This is a genomic window from Bradyrhizobium sp. 190 (assembly GCF_023073415.1).
Lineage (GTDB): Bacteria > Pseudomonadota > Alphaproteobacteria > Rhizobiales > Xanthobacteraceae > Bradyrhizobium.
Genome location: NZ_JADPJL010000060.1, coordinates 1 through 17,162, shown reverse-complemented (window position 1 = coordinate 17,162; position 17,162 = coordinate 1). Strand labels below are relative to the sequence as shown.

The 17,162-nt window shown below is 63.8% G+C and carries 17 protein-coding genes and 5 pseudogenes; 16 read left to right on the top strand and 6 right to left on the bottom strand.

Annotated features, from left to right (window positions below):
- Positions 1-205 precede the first annotated feature (205 nt).
- From IVB22_RS27475 to IVB22_RS27415, 13 genes and pseudogenes are all read left to right on the top strand, one after another.
- Positions 206-649, top strand: coding sequence for a hydrogenase accessory protein (locus tag IVB22_RS27475; protein ID WP_247520348.1), 444 nt, complete (start codon positions 206-208; stop codon positions 647-649).
- A complete protein-coding gene (locus tag IVB22_RS27470; RefSeq protein WP_247520347.1) occupies positions 646-1,509 on the top strand; it encodes a hydrogenase expression/formation protein in 864 nt (287 codons plus the stop codon). The genes IVB22_RS27475 and IVB22_RS27470 overlap by 4 nt, the downstream gene beginning before the upstream one ends.
- Entirely contained in the window at positions 1,506-1,715 is a 210-nt protein-coding gene (locus tag IVB22_RS27465) for a rubredoxin (protein ID WP_247520346.1), read from the top strand. The genes IVB22_RS27470 and IVB22_RS27465 overlap by 4 nt, the downstream gene beginning before the upstream one ends.
- Complete coding sequence (gene hybE / locus IVB22_RS27460; protein ID WP_247511873.1) at positions 1,712-2,227, top strand: [NiFe]-hydrogenase assembly chaperone HybE; 516 nt, start codon at positions 1,712-1,714, stop codon at positions 2,225-2,227. The genes IVB22_RS27465 and hybE overlap by 4 nt, the downstream gene beginning before the upstream one ends.
- A complete protein-coding gene (locus IVB22_RS27455; RefSeq protein WP_247520345.1) occupies positions 2,224-3,318 on the top strand; it encodes a nickel-dependent hydrogenase large subunit in 1,095 nt (364 codons plus the stop codon). Before hybE ends, IVB22_RS27455 begins: the two co-directional genes overlap by 4 nt.
- Positions 3,311-3,652: a hydrogenase maturation nickel metallochaperone HypA gene (gene hypA / locus IVB22_RS27450; RefSeq protein WP_247511875.1), complete on the top strand. Its 342-nt coding sequence runs from the start codon at positions 3,311-3,313 to the stop codon at positions 3,650-3,652. Before IVB22_RS27455 ends, hypA begins: the two co-directional genes overlap by 8 nt.
- Positions 3,652-4,542, top strand: coding sequence for a hydrogenase nickel incorporation protein HypB (hypB, locus tag IVB22_RS27445; RefSeq protein ID WP_247511876.1), 891 nt, complete (start codon positions 3,652-3,654; stop codon positions 4,540-4,542). The genes hypA and hypB overlap by 1 nt, the downstream gene beginning before the upstream one ends.
- Entirely contained in the window at positions 4,539-6,794 is a 2,256-nt protein-coding gene (gene hypF / locus IVB22_RS27440) for a carbamoyltransferase HypF (RefSeq protein WP_247511877.1), read from the top strand. Before hypB ends, hypF begins: the two co-directional genes overlap by 4 nt.
- A complete protein-coding gene (locus IVB22_RS27435; RefSeq protein WP_247520344.1) occupies positions 6,794-7,030 on the top strand; it encodes a HypC/HybG/HupF family hydrogenase formation chaperone in 237 nt (78 codons plus the stop codon). Before hypF ends, IVB22_RS27435 begins: the two co-directional genes overlap by 1 nt.
- Positions 7,027-8,169: a hydrogenase formation protein HypD gene (gene hypD / locus IVB22_RS27430; RefSeq protein WP_247511879.1), complete on the top strand. Its 1,143-nt coding sequence runs from the start codon at positions 7,027-7,029 to the stop codon at positions 8,167-8,169. The genes IVB22_RS27435 and hypD overlap by 4 nt, the downstream gene beginning before the upstream one ends.
- Positions 8,166-9,206: a hydrogenase expression/formation protein HypE gene (gene hypE / locus IVB22_RS27425; protein ID WP_247520343.1), complete on the top strand. Its 1,041-nt coding sequence runs from the start codon at positions 8,166-8,168 to the stop codon at positions 9,204-9,206. Before hypD ends, hypE begins: the two co-directional genes overlap by 4 nt.
- 289 nt (positions 9,207-9,495) lie before the next feature.
- Positions 9,496-10,893: an enoyl-CoA hydratase-related protein gene (locus IVB22_RS27420; protein WP_247520342.1), complete on the top strand. Its 1,398-nt coding sequence runs from the start codon at positions 9,496-9,498 to the stop codon at positions 10,891-10,893.
- Positions 10,894-10,895: 2 nt separating this feature from the next.
- Positions 10,896-12,352, top strand: a pseudogene (locus IVB22_RS27415) (sigma-54-dependent transcriptional regulator).
- Between the two features lie 322 nt (positions 12,353-12,674).
- On the opposite strand, the gene IVB22_RS41695 reads toward IVB22_RS27415, so the two are convergent.
- Positions 12,675-12,857, bottom strand: a complete 183-nt coding sequence (locus tag IVB22_RS41695) for a hypothetical protein (RefSeq protein WP_308200466.1) — start codon at positions 12,855-12,857, stop codon at positions 12,675-12,677.
- Positions 12,815-13,126 (bottom strand): ATP-binding protein, encoded by a 312-nt coding sequence (locus IVB22_RS41690; protein ID WP_308200473.1) that lies wholly within the window; start codon positions 13,124-13,126, stop codon positions 12,815-12,817. Before IVB22_RS41690 ends, IVB22_RS41695 begins: the two co-directional genes overlap by 43 nt.
- Positions 13,127-13,693: 567 nt before the next feature.
- Between IVB22_RS41690 and IVB22_RS27405 the strand changes: the two genes are divergently transcribed.
- Entirely contained in the window at positions 13,694-14,233 is a 540-nt protein-coding gene (locus tag IVB22_RS27405) for a helix-turn-helix domain-containing protein (protein ID WP_247520341.1), read from the top strand.
- On the opposite strand, the gene IVB22_RS42065 is transcribed toward IVB22_RS27405, so the two are convergent.
- A complete protein-coding gene (locus IVB22_RS42065; protein WP_374207686.1) occupies positions 14,157-14,408 on the bottom strand; it encodes an ATP-binding protein in 252 nt (83 codons plus the stop codon). The two genes, IVB22_RS27405 and IVB22_RS42065, sit on opposite strands and share 77 nt — an antisense overlap.
- Positions 14,409-14,445: 37 nt before the next feature.
- On the opposite strand from IVB22_RS42065, the pseudogene IVB22_RS27395 reads away from it, so the two are divergent.
- A pseudogene (locus IVB22_RS27395) lies at positions 14,446-15,157 on the top strand (IS66 family transposase); the annotation flags it as partial.
- A gap of 362 nt (positions 15,158-15,519) precedes the next feature.
- On the opposite strand, the pseudogene IVB22_RS42060 reads toward IVB22_RS27395, so the two are convergent.
- Positions 15,520-16,235, bottom strand: a pseudogene (locus IVB22_RS42060) (transposase); the annotation flags it as partial.
- A 15-nt stretch (positions 16,236-16,250) separates the two neighbouring features.
- On the opposite strand from IVB22_RS42060, the gene IVB22_RS42055 reads away from it, so the two are divergent.
- Positions 16,251-16,457, top strand: a complete 207-nt coding sequence (locus IVB22_RS42055) for a hypothetical protein (RefSeq protein ID WP_374207718.1) — start codon at positions 16,251-16,253, stop codon at positions 16,455-16,457.
- Between the two features lie 21 nt (positions 16,458-16,478).
- Here IVB22_RS42055 and IVB22_RS42050 read toward each other — a convergent pair.
- Positions 16,479-16,724: pseudogene (locus IVB22_RS42050) on the bottom strand (transposase zinc-binding domain-containing protein); the annotation flags it as partial.
- An 11-nt stretch (positions 16,725-16,735) separates the two neighbouring features.
- Positions 16,736-17,162, bottom strand: a pseudogene (locus tag IVB22_RS27385) (tyrosine-type recombinase/integrase); the annotation flags it as partial.

The window sequence follows — 17,162 nt, the reverse complement described above, 5'->3', positions numbered from 1 at the left end:
CGCTGGAGGATAAATTTCTATCTGCTAAGTTCATTTTCATCCGATATGGAAATTAGCTTTCCGTCTTGGGATTGATGCATCTCCTGTCGTGGAAATATATGATTCAAATCAACTGGATAAATCAGGAAAGGTGATAACCGTCCTTGGCACGTACCTTGCTGATCCCTATTCCCAGCAGACTCATAAGCTTGTCAGGGGAGGTCTGATGAAATTCCAGCAGGGAAGGCAGGATCTGGCCCGGCGTGGCTTGCTGGAGGTGGATGCTGCGACGGTCGATCGTTTTCTGAATACGACCGACGAGGCCGACGCCATCGCCGTGTTGCTGTCGGCGGGAGACCCCGCGCGTTTTCCGGAGGCGATCGACGTCGCGGTCGTGCTGCCGGAGCTGATCGAGGCATTCAAGGGTCGGTTGCGTGCCGCGGTGATCGCCCGCGGTGCCGAGAGCGAACTCGGCCAGCGTTTTGGCGTGCGCGTGCAGCCGACGCTGATCTTCGTCGCCAAGGGCGAGACACTCGGGCTGATCGCGAAGATCCAGGACTGGTCGATCTATGTCGACCGCATCACCAAGCTGATCGACCGTCCGCGCGGCACGAGCGCCGTTGTCATGACAACCATCGTTCCCCAGCACCGCCAAGGTGTCGAACTATGAAAGCGGGTTTCTGGACTGCGCCCGAGGGCGCGGAGCAGCCGATCAAAGTGTTTCCGATCGGCGATGAGAGCCTGAACGCGACGAGCGGCAGCCTGACCGCGGCCGGTGCCTTGGCCAAGCTTGCCACGCTCGACAGCGCGGAACTCGCCAGGATCTGCCCGAACGCCATCGAGCTGTTGTCGAAGGTGGCCGCAGCGATCGCGAGCCAGAAGGCCGGCATGCCGACGCAACTGTTCCGGCTTGGCAATCTCAACGATCTCGAGCGCAAGCTGATTGTCGACGTGATGGGCGAGGGCGAAGTGGCCGCCGTCGTTGCGCTGCCCGATGGATCGTTGGCGCAGATCCAGGAATCTGTGCTGGCCGGGATCTGGCGCGTGCGGCTCGAGAGCGACGCCAATCACGAATATCTTGAGGTCGGGCCGATCCCGGAGATCGTGAAGCGCGCCGCTGCCGATCTCACGGCTGCGGATTTCGAGATCGGGCAGGCCCCCGAAGGTGCCATGAACGTGCTGCCGGTGCTTGCGGAAATCCGCGAGCGGGCGCTCGCATGGCGGCCGGGCATCCGCTCGCAGATCATCAATTTCACGCTGCTGCCGATGAGCCCGGTCGACATGAGTTTTCTCCAGGACACGATCAAGAACGGGCCGATCCAACTGGTTTCTCGCGGCTATGGTACCTGCCGGGTGCTCTCCACGGGCATCCGCAATGTCTGGTCGGTGCAGTTCTTCAACGCTATGGACACCATCATCCTCGATACGCTGGAGATCGGCGGCGTGCCGACGGTGGCGATTGCGGCTGACGAGGACTTCGAGGACTCGGCTGAGCGGCTTCAGGAGATCATCGAGGCCTATTTCAAATGAGCGGGTTCGAGAATTTTGGCGTGCGCCAGGACGTCGCCGATGTCACGCGGCTGGAATGCGGCATCTGCTGGACGATCTATGATCCCACCGATGGCGACGGGGTGGCACAGATCGCGCCCGGCACTCCGTTCGCGGCGTTGCCGGAAGACTGGCGCTGCCCGAACTGCGACTCTCCAAAATCCAAGTTCATGGCGATCGAGTCATGACAGCTGATGCGCAAATTCCTGCCAGCGACGCCGACGCCGAAGCATGGGGCGAGCTCTTGGCAGGAAGCCATCGGGAGATCGGCGAGCGCGCGATGCGCGATCTGCCGATCTACAACGACGCGCTCGGCGTCGAAGCGGTCGGTTTCCGCTGGTTCAACGGCACGACCATCGGCATCATGGTCACGCCCTGGTTCATGAACGTGGTGATGCCGGCGAGCGCGATCGCGCGGGATACGTCGGGCCCGAGCCTGCGAATCCGCTTCCCTGCGGGCGATATCGAATTCACTCTCAGCGAGGTCGGACAAATGGGCCTGATCGCGAGCTGCTCGCTGTTCTCGCCGATGTTCCAGTTCGCGGACATGGTCGCCGCGCGGGCGACGGCCGAAGCGACCCTCGCCGAGCTGATGCTGCCGGCCGACAGCGAGGAGGCGGTCCGTCGTCGCGAGCCCGCAACAAGCCCGATCGATCGGCGTAACTTCCTGCGCGGTGTTCTGACGGAGCGGTGCGGATGAGCTTGGCCTTCCGCAACGAGATCGACATCACGGTGTGGCTCGCCGGCGGCACGATCGCCGACGTCGCGATCCGGCCGCGCAGCCGGCCGCCGTTGACGCGCTTGTTCGCGGGAAAGCCGGCCTCGTCACTGCCGTCGGTGCTGCCGCGTCTGTTCTCCCTGTGCTCGATGGCGCATCAGGTAGCTTTCCTGTCCGCGGTCGAGGCGGCGCGGGGCGAGGATGCCAGTCTCGAGATCGAGCACGGTCGCGTCGTCGCTGTCGTCGCCGAACGCCTGACCGAATTGTTACGCGGCCTGTTCGTTGGCCGTCTCACGCTTGACGGCGCCGGCGCCGCAGCCGTTCGTGCCATGATGGAGGCCACGGCCGTTCTGGGTGGCAGCATCGCCGAGCGCGGGGAGGCGGTCTCGCGCCGCGAGGCGGTGGCGAAGATCAGGGCATCGCTCGCCGCGCTCGGGATCGCGAGCGAGGAGCAAACCCCCGGGGCCGGCAGCGCGCTGGCGGTACATCTTGCGAATTTCGATGGCGATGCCTTGCTGCCGCCGGTGGTCGAACAGTCATTCCTGTCGGCAGCCGACGATCTCGAAATCGTCATGCGGCTGCTTGCCGATGGCGCGATATTCTCCGATGCGCCTGATCTCCATGGCCGGATTCCGGAGACCGGCGTCTGGGCGCGGCGGGTTGGGCGTGAGCCGATCCTGCCGCCGGGCGCGGGGCCCGCCGAGCGTCTGAAGGCGCGAATCGCGGAAGTGGCGCGGCTCTGCGCCTTCCTCGAGGCGGACGATGGGACAGTCGAGGACGGTGTCCTCCAGAGCTACCGGGTGGGGACCGGCAGAGGCGCGGGTGCCGTCGAATGCGCGCGGGGCCGGCTCTATCATGCCGTCGAGCTCGACGATGAAGACCGCATCGTCCGCTTCGAATTCTTGGCGCCGACGGAGTGGAATTTCCATGCCCGCGGGCCGTTGGTTCGCAGCCTCCAGGGCTCCGTTCTCGCCGGGGGCCGGCAGGGGCTGGATGCGGTCCGCACGCTCGTCGGCTCGTTCGATCCGTGCGTCGGCTTCAGCCTCAGCTTCCGCGAGATCGGCCATGCATGAGATGGCGCTGTGCGAGGGAATCATCGAGATTATCCAGGAGGAGTCGCGCAAGCACGCCTTCGCTAGGGTGAACGTCGTGTGCCTGGAGATCGGTGCGCTCAGCCATGTTGCGCCTGAGGCGATGAAGTTCTGCTTCGAGGCCGTCGCCGCGCGCACCATTGCGCAAGGAGCAAGGCTCGAGATCGTCGAGACGCCGGGAGCGGCCTGGTGCATGGCCTGCTCCAAAGGCGTCGAGATCAAGCAGCGCTATGAGCCGTGTCCGTCCTGCGGCAGCTATCAATTGCAGGTGACCGGCGGCGAAGAGATGCGCGTGAGAGAGCTGGAGGTCGACTGATGTGCACGGTATGCGGTTGCAGCGATGCCAAAGCGTCCATCGAACACACCCATGATCATTCCCATGATCATTCCCATGGGCACGATCATTCGCATCATCATGGGCACAGCCACGACCATCACCATCATCATGATCACGCGCCCGGCGATGGCGGGCTGGTCGATTGCAGCGCCAACCCGGCAGGCCAGCAGATCGCCGGCATGAGCAGCGACCGCATCATCCAGGTCGAGCGCGACATTCTCGGCAAGAACAATCGGCTTGCCGCCGACAACCGCGCGCGCTTCCGCACCGACGACGTGCTCGTCTTCAACCTGGTCTCGAGCCCCGGCGCCGGAAAAACCTCGCTTCTGGTTCGCGCCGTGTCCGAGCTGAAGGACAGCTTTCCGATTGGCGTGATCGAAGGCGATCAACAGACCTCCAACGATGCCGAACGGATCCGCTCGACCGGCGTGCCGGCGATCCAGGTCAATACCGGCAAGGGCTGCCATCTCGATGCCGCCATGGTCGGCGAAGCCTATGACCGCTTGCCCTGGCTTAACGGCGGCATCCTCTTCATCGAGAACGTCGGTAATCTCGTCTGTCCGGCGGCGTTCGATCTCGGCGAGGCCTGCAAGATCGTGGTGTTCTCGACCACGGAAGGCGAGGACAAGCCGCTGAAATATCCGGACATGTTCGCAGCCTCCTCTCTGATGCTGATCAACAAGATCGATCTTGCGCCCGTACTCGACTTCGATCTTGCAAGGACGATCGAATATGCGCGCCGGGTCAGTCCGAAGATTGAGGTTTTGACGGTGTCGGCGTGCACCGGTGAGGGTTTTGCGGCATTCTATGCCTGGATTCGCAAGCGGGTTGCACAGATGAAGCCGACCGAGATGGCCGTGTCGGGATGAGCATGAGCGGCGAGGCCATGGCGCGAGACCGAAGACGGCTGCGCCTGCATGTGCGCGGCGCCGTGCAGGGCGTGGGCTTTCGTCCCTACGTCTACGGCCTCGCCGCGCGCTATCGGCTCGGCGGCTTCGTTGCCAATGATCCCGATGGCGTGGTGATCGAGGTCGAGGGCGACCGCGCCGCCGATTTTGTCGATGCGCTGCCGCTGGAAAAACCGCCACTGGCTCGGATAGATGAGATTTCCGTGCAACCGGTCGGCATCACCGAAAGCGACGAGTTCCACATCCGCGCCAGTGAGCAGGGCAAGGTCTCGACCCGGATCGCCGCCGATGCCGCGACCTGTCCGCAGTGTCTGAGCGAGCTGTTTGATCCGGCGAGCCGCTTCCATCTCTATCCTTTCGTCAACTGCACCCATTGCGGCCCGCGCTACACCATCGCCGAGCGGCTGCCCTATGACCGCCGTACCACCGCGATGAGGCGCTTCGCGATGTGCACGGCCTGCGCAGCAGACTATGCCGATCCGGCGAGCCGTCGCTTCCACGCCGAAGCAATTGCCTGCCCGCGATGTGGGCCAAGGATCAGTCATGGTACCAAGCAGATCGCCACTGCGATCGCCGACGGAAGGATCGTCGCGATCAAGGGGCTCGGCGGATATCAATTGCTGTGCAATGCCCGTGAAGATGCGGCCGTGTGGCGTCTGCGGCACCGGAAGCATCGCAATCAGAAGCCGTTCGCCGTGATGGTCGGCTCGACGGATGTGGTCGGCGAGATCGCTGAAATCGATGCGGTCGGGCTCGCGCTGCTGGAATCCTCGCCGCGGCCCATCGTGCTGATGAGATCCCGCGATATGCTCCCGCCCGCGATTGCGCCGGAGCTGTCGCGGATCGGCGTCATGCTGCCCGTCGCGCCGCTGCATCATCTGGTGCTGAAGGCGCTCAATTCGGCGCATCCGCGAGCAGACGGCGCAAGTTGGGCGATCGTGGCAACCAGCGCCAATCCTGGCGGCGAGCCGCTGGTGATCGTCAATGCCGAGGCCAAACGGCGGCTTGCCGGCATCGCCGACCTGATCGTCACGCATGACCGCGACATCGTCACCCGCGCGGACGACTCTGTCGTGTCGGTGGTCGCGGGCCGGGCGCAGTTCATCCGCCGCGCCCGCGGCTATATTCCCGAGCCGATTAGGCTCGCGAAGTCCGTCCCGTCGGTGCTTGCGGTCGGCGGCGCGCTGAAGTCGACGGTCACCGTCATCCGCGGCAACGAAGCCTTCGTCTCCCAGCACATCGGCGATCTCGACACCGCGGAAGGCATTCGCTTTTTCGAGGAGACGGTGGATCACCTGCTCTCGACGCTGGACATCGAGCCGGTCGTCATCGCCCACGACCTGCATCCGAACATGGCCTCGACCCGTTTCGCCGAAGCCAGCGGGAGGCGGCTGATCGCGGTCCAGCATCACCATGCCCATGCGGCATCCGTGATGGCGGAACATGGCGTCGCAGGGCCAGCGTTGGCGCTGGTGCTCGACGGCTTCGGCTATGGCAGCGACGGTGGCAATTGGGGCGGCGAGTTGCTCTCGTGCGATGGTGCACGCTTCCGGCGGCTCGGACATCTGGCGCCGATGAAGATGCCGGGTGGCGATCGCGCGACGCGCGAGCCGTGGCGCATGGCCGCGAGCGTGCTGCACGCCTTGCGGCGCGGCGACGCGATTGCGAAGCGCTTTGCGATGCAGCCGCAGGCTGCGCGTCTCTGCGCTATGCTCGACCAGCCCGGCGTGGCGACGACGACCAGCGCCGGCCGGCTGTTTGACGCGGCGGCGGGGCTGCTTGGTCTCTGTCCGGTGCAGAGTTACGAGGGCGAAGCCGCAATGAAGCTGGAAGCGCGTGTCCGCACACCGCGCCTCGCGGAGGACGGCTGGACGATCGAGAATGGCGTGCTGTCTCTTTTCCCCTTGCTCGAGCGCCTTGCGGTCGATCCGGTCGATGGGGCCGAGCTCTTCCATGGCACCTTCGCCGCCGCCTGCATCGACTGGATCGCGCGCGCGGCACTGGAGACCAGCGTCACGACCGTCATCCTGAGCGGTGGCTGCTTCCTCAACGCGATCCTCGCAGACGAGATCGGGCGCGGCTGCATCGCCAGCGGGCTCTCGCCGTTGCTGCCTCGCCAGGTGCCGTCCAATGACGGCGGCCTCAGCCTCGGGCAGGCCTGGGTCGCCGCGCTCCAACTCCTCGAACAGCAAGGCCCGGAAGGAAACGCCTGATGTGTCTCGCGATACCTGCTGAGGTCACAAAGCTCCTGCCCGACGACATGGCCGTCGTCTGGATCGATGGCGTCAGCAAAGAGATCTCGGTGGCGCTGATCGAAAACCTCGCCGTCGGCGACTACGTGATCATCCATGTGGGCTACGCCCTGACCAAGATCGATCCGGAGGAGGCGCAGCGGACGCTGGAGCTGTTGCGTGAAATCGGCGCCGAAAGCCGGGAGGCCGCGCAATGAAATATGCCGACGAGTTTCGCGACAAGGAGATCGCGCTGGGATTGGCGAAGGCGATTCGCTCGGAGGCCGATCCGGAACAATCCTATCGTTTCATGGAATTTTGCGGCGGCCACACGCATGCAATCTCCCGCTACGGGCTGGAGGACATGCTGCCGAAGAACGTGCGGATGATCCACGGCCCCGGCTGCCCTGTCTGCGTCTTGCCAGCGGGACGCATCGACATGGCGATCCGGCTCGCCGAGCGGCCGGACGTGATCCTTTGCGTCTACGGCGACCTGATGCGGGTGCCGGGCTCGCAGGGTGCCTCGCTGCTGAAGGCGAAGGCGCGCGGCGCCGACGTCCGTATGGTTTATTCCACGATTGATGCAATCCGTGTTGCGGAAGAAATTCCCGGCCGCGCGGTCGTGTTCTTCGCCATCGGCTTCGAGACCACGACGCCGCCGACCGCCGTGATGATCCGGCTCGCCGAGAAGAAGCAGCTCAAGAACTTCAGCGTGTTCTGCAATCATGTGCTGACGCCGCCGGCGATGCAGAACATCCTGGAAAGCCCCGATATCCGCAATATCGGCCGCGTCGAGATCGACGGCTTCGTCGGGCCGGCCCATGTCTCGACCATCATCGGCACCGAGCCTTACGAGTTCATTGCCGAAGAATTCGGCAAGCCGGTGGTGATCGCGGGCTTCGAGCCGCTCGACATGATGCAGGCGATCCTGATGCTGGTGCGGCAGGTCAACGAGCACCGACATGAGGTGGAGAACCAGTATAGCCGCGCAGCGACCCGTGACGGCAATCTGCGCGCCAAGGAGGAGGTCTCCGACATCTTCGAGCTGCGCGACCAGTTCGAGTGGCGCGGTCTCGGCCTAGTGCCTTATAGCGGGCTCAAGCTGAAGCGGGCCTACGCCAAATACGACGCCGAGGTCCGCTTCGACATGAACGAGCTTCGCGTTGCCGACAATCCGGCCTGTGAATGCGGCGCCATCCTGCGCGGCGTGAAGAAGCCGGTTGACTGCAAGCTGTTCGGCACGGTGTGCACGCCGGAGACGCCGATGGGGTCCTGCATGGTCTCGTCCGAGGGTGCATGTGCGGCACACTGGACTTACGGCCGCTTCCGCGATCATCAGCAACGGCGGGCGTCATGAAAGCTTATCAGCGCAAGCTCGACATAAGGAACGGCTGCGTCGACCTGTCCCACGGATCCGGTGGCCGCGCGATGTCGCAACTGATCTCGGGCCTGTTCCACGAGGCCTTCGGCAATGAATGGCTGGCGTGCGGCAACGACCAGTCTGCGTTCGATGTCGGCGCCGGGCGCATGGTGATGACGACCGACGGCTATGTGGTCTCGCCGCTGTTCTTTCCGGGCGGCAATATCGGCTCGCTCGCCGTGCATGGCACGGTCAACGACATCGCCATGGCTGGCGCGCGGCCCCTCTATCTCTCGGCGAGCTTCATCATCGAGGAAGGTTTTCGTTTCTCCGACCTGAAGATGATTGCGGATTCCATGGGCGAGGCCGCGCGAGCCGCGGGCGTCTACATCATCACCGGTGACACGAAGGTCGTCGAGCGCGGCAAGGCCGACGGCCTGTTCATCTCGACAGCCGGGGTCGGTGTCGTGCCTGCCGGGCTCGACCTCTCTGCCGGGAATGCCCGCGTCGGCGATCGTGTCCTGATCTCTGGAACGCTCGGGGACCATGGCGTCGCCATCATGTCCAAACGCCAGAACCTCGCTTTTGAGACCGAGATCGTCTCGGATTCCGCGTCGTTGCATGATTTCGTGGCGAGCATGCTGGCGGCCGGCGGCAAGGGCATCCGTTTGATGCGCGATCCCACCCGCGGTGGGCTCGCCGCAACGCTGAACGAGATCGCCCAACAGTCCGGCCTCGGCTTCCGACTTCAGGAGGCGGCGATCCCGGTGAAGCCCGGTGTTGCTGCGGCCTGCGAACTGCTCGGGCTCGATCCGCTCTACGTCGCCAACGAAGGCAAGCTGGCAGCGATCGTGGCGCCCGAGGTTGCAGCAGCCGTGCTTGCGGCGATGCGGGTGCATCCGCTCGGCCGTGATGCCGCCGAGATCGGCGAGGCCGTGGCAGACGACCACCATTTCGTGCAGATGGCGACGAGCTTTGGCGGCGGAAGGATCGTCGACTGGCTGTCGGGCGAACAATTACCCCGGATCTGTTGAGGCTCAGGATGCGCATTCTGCTTTTGTCGCATTCCTTCAACAACCTGACGCAGCGGCTGCATGTCGAACTCTGCGAGCGTAGCCATGAGGTCTCGGTCGAGCTCGATATCCACCCGCGAAAGTGTTGCGCTGTATCGGCCCGACCTCGTTATCGCGGCGTTCTTGAAACGGGCGATCCCGGACGATGTCTGGCGTGGCGTGCGTTGCCTCGTCGTGCACCCCGGCCCGCCCGGTGACCGCGGTCCTGCGGCTCTCGACTGGGCCATTCTCGAGGGCGTCGCGGAGTGGGGTGTCAGCGGATGGCGAGTTCGACGCCGGTCCGATCTGGGTCCATCGCACGTTCCCGATGCGGCGTGCCGCGAAGTCCAGCATCTACCGCAACGAGGTCACCTCCTACGCGGTGGAGGCGGTGCTCGAGGCCATTGCCGCGATCGAGGCCGGGCACGAGGCGCCCGCGCCAATGGCGAGCGACGATCCGCGCATTCGCGTGCGGGGGCCCTGCCGGCAAGCGGATCGCGCGATCGACTGGCAGCACGACACAACCGTCGAGGTGCTTCGCAAGATCGACAACGCCGACGGCATGCCCGGCCTGACCGACAGTCTGTTCTGGCAGGACGTCCGGCTGTTCGATGCGCATGAGGCCCATGGCATCTCCGGCGTACCCGGCACCGTGGTGGCGCAGTGCGACGGTGCGCTGGCCTGGGCGACCGTCGACGGCGCGGTCTGGATCGGCCACGTCCGGAGTGTCGCGCCGAAGAGCTTGAAGCTTCCGGCGACGAAGATCTTCGCGTCGGAAGCCGCGCATCTGCCGCACAGGCCAGGATGCGGCTACGGTCCGATCGAATATCGCGAGCATTGCGAGGTTGGCGAGCTGCAATTCAACTTCTACAACGGCGCCATGAGCTCCGACGACTGCAAGGCACTGCTCAGCGCCTATCGAACCGCGCTTGCGCGCGCAACCAAGGTGCTGCTGCTGACCGGCGGCCGTGATTATTGGTCGAACGGCATTCATCTTGCCGAGATCGAGGCCGCCGATAGCGCGGCGGATGAGTCCTGGCGCAACATCAACGCGATCGACGATCTCGCGCGGGCCATCATCGAGACCACCGATCGGCTGGTGGTTTCCGTCGTTCGCGGCAATGCCGGCGCAGGCGGCGTGTTCCTCAGCCTCGCCGCCGATGAGGTCTGGGCCAGCGATCGGATCGTGCTCAATCCGCATTACAAGGACATGGGCAATCTCTACGGTTCGGAATACTGGACCTATCTTCTGCCGCGGCGCGCGGGTGCCGCGAATGCGGCCATGATCACTCAATGCCGGCTGCCGATGGGCGTGGCTGAGGCCGGACGCCTCGGCATCGTCGATCGCGTGCTGACGGCCAGGGGCGCGGCAACGGACGATCTCGTGAAGCTCGCCGCCGCGCTTGCATCGGATCCCGACTATGCCGCGCGCCTTGTCGACAAGCAAAGGCGCCGCGCCGCCGACGAAGCCGAGAAACCGCTCGACGCGTACCGCAACGAGGAGCTGCGCCGCATGCGGCTCAACTTCTACGGCTTCGATCCAAGCTACCACGTGGCGCGTTACAATTTCATTCACAAGGTCCCGAAGTCGCGTACGCCGCTGACCATCGCTAATCACCGGTCGCGGCGTGAGTGCGCACGACCTACCTGCATGGCGGTGCGATCATGAGCATGCCAGGAAACGTGCCAGGAAACGTCCAAGGAACCATTCTCGTCGTCGACGACGAGATTCGCTCGCAGGAGGCTCTGCGGCGCGTCCTCGACCAGGATTCGGGGTATTGTGCGCCGGCAATGCGGCCGATGCGGAGAAGCTCCTGGAAGGCGATATCGTCCACGCCATTCTCTGCGACCAGCGGATGCCGCACGAATCGGGCGTCAGCTTCCTGAAGCGGGTCCGCGAGATATGGCCGGATCCGGTGCGGATGATCATCTCCGGCTATTCTGACTGCGAAGACATCATCGCTGGCCTCAACGAGGCCGGCATCTATCAATACATCACGAAGCCATGGCAGCCGGACCGGTTGGTCGACATCGTCAAGGAAGCAGTTCAGCTCTAGCGGCTTCAGAAGGAAACGGAAACGGCGGGGGTCGACGTCAAGGCGACGCCCGGGCACGTCAAGAAGGTCGTGTCGGTCAAGCGCGGCGCCGCAAAGCAGCTTTACGACTTCAACCGTGTCGTGCATTCGCCCCATAGTCCGATGCATGACGTGATCGAGCTCGGCAGACGCGCCGCCGACTACGATATCTCCATGCTGATCACCGGGGGGGCGGCACCGGCAAGGAGCTGCTCGCCCGCGCCATTCATTATGGCTCGGCCCGCGCCAACAAGGCGTTCGTGGTCGAGAATTGCGGCGCGCTGCCGGATGAACTGCTCGAAAGCGAAAGTTCGGATGCAACAAGGGCGCCGCCTATCAGGACCGCATCGGCCTGTTCGAGGTGGCGGACGGCGGCACCACCTTCCTCGATGAGATCGGCGAGACCTCGCCGGCGTTCCAGGTCAAGCTGTTGCGCGTGCTGCAGGAGAGCGAGATCCGTCCGCTCGGCGCGCAGCGGGTGCGCAAGGTCGACGTGCGCGTGGTGCCCGCGACCAATCGCGATCTCGAAGCCGAGGTCGAGGCCGGCCGGTTCCGACGCGACCTCTCCTGCCGCCTGGCGGCGTTTCCGGTTCACATGCCGGCACTGCGCGAGCGGCCCATGGACGTCCCGTTGATCGCCGAGGGCGTGCTGTCGGGGTGAAGACGTCCTTCAACCGGCCGAGCCTGCGCTTTGCCGCGTCCGCGCTGGAGGAGTTCGCCAGATATCACTGGCCGGGCAACGTGCGCGAGCTTCAGAACGAGATCCAGCGCATGGCGGTGCTGGCCGACGAGTACGAGCTGCGTGTGCCGCCGCTGCTCGGCCGCCGCAACGGAAGGCGGCCGATCGCGATGCCTGCTCATGGCAAGCTTAACGGCTCGGCCACGCTGAAAGACAAGGTGGAAGATCTCGAGAAGTCCGTTATCATCAACTATCTGGAGAAGTATGAGGGCAATATCAGCCGGATTGCGAGCGAGCTTGGGCTATCGCGCGTGGGCCTCAAACTGTCCAGATACGATTTGAGAAAAAATGCCAAAGGCGACGCATTCTCCTGAGATCGGCGAAACGGAGACGTGCTCAACCTGAACCGATCGCGGCGGGTTCGAGTTCGATCGCGAGCGCGAGGGCGCCTGGATCGAAGTCATCCGTAAGATAGCGACCTGGAACATCGGTATGCCAGAGCAGAGGGCGGGTGAACTGCCCCCACGTTCGCGTTCATAATGTCGGTTGAAGGTTGGCTCCGCCGGTGACGGGACGGAGGAGGCGGAGCCGACCGGAGGGCCGTCATCGGCGGCGGCTTGATGAGGCTGCTCATCTGCTTGGCGCGGAGCGGTAGCTGACGACGCGGATACTCAGCACGTGGCTGTGGTGCAGGAGTCAGTCGAGGATCGCGGTAGCGACCACGGTGCCCCTTCGGCAACGCTGCGCTTCGACGTGATCAGCATGGCGCCAACCGCCGGCTGACCAGCTGGAAGAACAGGTGCGCAGCGTCGGCAGGTAGCCGAGTTCGTCGATGATCAGCAGCTTTGGCTTCGCCAGCGCGAGCAGTTTCTCGTCCAAGTGTCGCTCGCCGTACGCCTTGACGAGCTTAGCGACCAGCGTCGTCGCTGTGGTGGACGCATCCTATATCCGGCCAGGATCGCCTCTCGCCCGAGTGCGATCGACAAATACGTCTTGCCGACGCCCGGCGGACCAGCGTCATAATGCCGGGTGTCTGGGATCTGAGGTGGAGATCCTTTACCCGTTCCATCCGCGATGCGGAGTGTCAGTCGTCGTTGTCGCCTGCAAGCGACTTGGGCGGTCAGAAGCTCCTTTAAGAGCTCCAGCATTTGCTGATGGACTTCGATTGGAATGCTGCTGTATGTCGGAGGGCTCTCGAACAGATCCCCCTGACGACGTGATGCGTCCGCCATGACCGCCTCCTCGCGAATGGGACGATTCCCTGGAAGAGGAGGCTAAGAGCGCGTCGACAAGAAGACGCGCCTCCAGTAGACGATCCACCGGAAGCCGCGGTTCAGCTTTGATATGGAAGGAAGCGGCGGCGGGAGCCGCAGACCGCCGAATGAGATGCACGGATCTCCACCATGGTTGATCTGGCTACCGCGGCAATGGATAGCGCCCGACAGTACTGCGCTCGTCGGCGATACGCGCGCGGATCGCGCCATCAGCGGAGGTCATCGCGCGGCTGCAGCCGCTGGGTGTACAGGCGGCGCTGGCAGCCATGGAAGCGCGCGGGCGTGTCCGCGAGCTTGAGGGCGAGCGCGAGACGTTGCTGGCTACACCGGAGATGACGTTGAGCGACATCGATCGCGATCGATTACTTGCGCTTGGTGCCGATCTCAGCTTGGGAAAGTCCGGGTGCAACAGCTGCGACGCGCAAGAGGATCATCCGAAGCTTGATCCATGAGATTGTTGTGTGCATCCGCGACGAGGTGCTGGACTTGATTGTCCACTGGCATGGCGGCGATCACACGGCATTGCAGGTGAGGAAGAACCGCACCGGCGAGCACCGCTGGAGCACCGCGGCAGATGTGGTCGATCTCGTTCGTGTCCTCGCGCGTCAGATGCCCGACAGCACCATCGCCGCGGTTCTCAACCGCGCCAGTAAGTCGACGGGGCGGGGCAACAGTTGGACCCGTGTCCGCGTTCGCAGCCTGCGCAACCAACACGCCATCGCGGCCTACCGAGAGGGCGAGCGCGCCGAGCGTGGAGATGTCACTTTGGACGAAGCTGCAACTGCGTTGAAAGTCAGTCCTTCGACGGTTCGCCGTCTGATCGAAGAACAGAGCTTGCCTGCGCAGCAGCTGTGCAAAGGCGCACCGTGGATGATCAAAGCGGTTGATCTGGAACATCCCGAAGTCAAGCGCGCGGCGCATGCGCGCCGGTTCCGGCGGCCATCGTCTGGCGATCCGGGTCAAAAAGAGCTTCAACTCTAAGGGGGTAGCGAGATGGGCAGTATGAATCTGACTCGGGCGTCCCAAGCAGTAACACGTTCTCGCCATTAGCGATCCAGCGGGCGCTCGCAAGCTCGCGTATCTGCTTGGGATCCAGCGAGGGCTGGGCCGAGAAGTCGAAGCCCCGACAGATCGCGAACGAACGGGAAGCGAGCAAGTTTGAGCGCCATCTCGATACGGGGTGATCCTTGCGCGTGCCGGTCCTGACCAAAGGCAAGAGCTCAACCGGCCGAATCTGGGTCTATGTGCGCGACGATAAGCGTTTTGGCGGGCAGGCCGAACCGGGGACAGTGCTTTATTACTCACGCGATCGTGCCGGCGAGCATCCCCAGGCCCGTCTGGCCGGCTACAGCAGCATCTTCCAGGCCCACGCCTATGGCGGCTATGGCGGCTATGGCAAGCTCTGCAACCCGGGCCGCAACGCGGGTCCGATCCTGGAAGCCGCATGCTGGGTCCATGCCAGACGGCTGTTCTTCGTGATGGCTGATCTGGCGGAGAATGCGCGCCGCAAAATGCAGGGCAAAAAGCCCGCGGTGATGTCGCCTCTGGCTCTGGAAGCAGTCCGCCGGATCGACGCCTTGTTCGAGATCGAGCGAGGCATTAACGGCGATACGCCCGAACAGCGCCGGACCGGCCGCCAGGAGCTCAGCGCGCCCCTGGTTCGCCGGTTTGGAAACCTGAATGCGTGATCAACGCGCCAGGCTCTCGCGGCGCAACGATGTCGCCAAGGCGATGGACTATATGCTCAAGCGCTGGAGTGCGTTCACCCGCTTCCTCGACGACGGCCGCATCTGCCTGTCGAACAACGCCGAACGAGCCCTATGCGGCATCGCCCTGGGTCGGAAGTCGTGGCTGTTCTGCCGCTCCGACCGTGCCGCGACGATGTACAGCCTGATCGTCACCGCCTTATGCCGCGCGCGGCATAAGAGCGTTTTTAGATTGGCGGCGCGGTACCGAAGCTTCAAAGTGCGCCGCTGTGATTGCGCCGGTAATCTAAAAACGTGTTGGACGAAGCCGCCTAGCGCGCCGGTGCCGCTATGGAAATTGGATGCTGCATCCCAGCGCACAGGGCCGTCGCTGAGCTTCGGGAACATGCTGGGTGCGGTCTTGATGGCGAAACATTCTAATCGAGATATGTTCTCCCGGTCGGAAAGACCGGCGACGCCTGCGCTTGGAGGGCTTGATGTCGGAAGCGCGACAATAGGATTCCTGCTGTCTACCTTGGCAGATAGAAAGAACGATGATCAATGATTGGCAAATCCCGACCGTCATGAAGTGTCCAGAAAAGGTGGGCCTTGTAACGCAACGGGCGCGAGCACCTCGATGCACACCATCTGCCCTTGACGGCAAAAGGGACATTCCCGCAGGGAAACTCCGGTCAGCTCCTCGACCTTGTCGCGATAATCGGGTCCTTCCTTCGGTTTTACGGGCGTATCGGACTGCCGCATTCCGAGCAGTTCGCGGCAGCGGGCGAGCTTTTGCTTGCGGTAGCGGTTGCCCATGAAACCGTAATAGCGGATGCGCTGAAATCCTTCGGGCAAGACATGGACCAGGAAACGCCGGATGAACTCCCCGGCCTCGAGCGTCATTAGCTTTTGCCGGTTCTCGTTGCGATAGTCCTTCCACTGAAAGCGTACCTTGCCATCCTCGATATCGACGATCCGGTTGTTGGCGATTGCCACCCGGTGTGTGTAGCGTCCGACATATTCCAGAACACCGTTCAGCGCCCGCGAATGGTGGCTTGGCATAGACCACCCAGTTGACCTGGCGGGCGGGATCCAGATAGCGCCGGAATGCGACGGGATCGTGCAGCCGTTCCAATGACGAAAAGAATCGCAACTCGCGCCATCGAATGCCTTTTGCAAGCCTTCGAGAAACAGCCGCCGGAATAGTCGGAGAGCACGGCGACTGGCAGGAAGAAGCCGGGACGGCACGCGATCCAGCGGCTCCCGTCAGGCGACAGCCCGCCGCCGGGCACGACGCAGTGCAGATGGGGATGATGGCTGAGATTCTGACCCCAGGTGTGAAGCACCGCGAAAAACCCGATCTCCGCGCCGAGATGTCGCCGATCGGCAGCGATGGTGCGCAACGTCTCGGCGGCTGCGTGGAACAGGATCTTGTAGACCGTGCCGGCATTCTGGAAGGCAATCACGGCGATCTCGTCGGGAACGGTGAAGACGACATGGAAATACTGCGTATCGAGTAGCTCTTCCCGCCGAGCCTCGATCCATTCCGCTCGGGCGAGCCACTGGCACTTAGGGCAGCTGCGGGAACGGCAGCTGTTGTACGCGATCCGTCGTTCGCCACAGCGGTCGCACTGTTCGATATGGCGTCCGAGCGCCGACGTTCGGCAGCGCTCGATGGCAGTCATAGCTGCGCGTTGTTCGGTCGATAGCGAGGCCCAGTGCTGCTCTCGCCAGGCAGCACCGTAGCGACGGAATATATCCGCGACCTCCGGACCTGAACGGCCCATGAGGCTGGCCGTCAGAAATGTTCGGGCGCTGGCGGCGAGGAGGCGTTGGGGATCGGACGCGGCAGCAGTTCAAGCGGGCTCGTCGCCGCGCAGACTTTGTTGGTAGCGATCCGCAGATACTGAGCGGTCGTTGACAGGCTGCGATGGCCGAGCAGGAGCTGTTCCGGCTTCGAGCAGGTGCACCGCAAATGCGTGCCGCAGGGAATGCGGCGTCACCGGCTTGGAGAGTTTCGACACCCGATGTGCCTTGCGGCAGGTGGCATCTACGGCGCTTGTCGATATTGGTTCTCCAGCAACGGCGCCGGGAAACATCCATGCTCCGGTGGGTCGCACGGCGCACCAATAGTTCGTCAGCACCTCCAGCAACCTGGCCGACAGCATGACGTAGCGGTCTTTCTGTCCCTTGCCCTGCTCGACGCGCAGCACCATGCGCTGGCG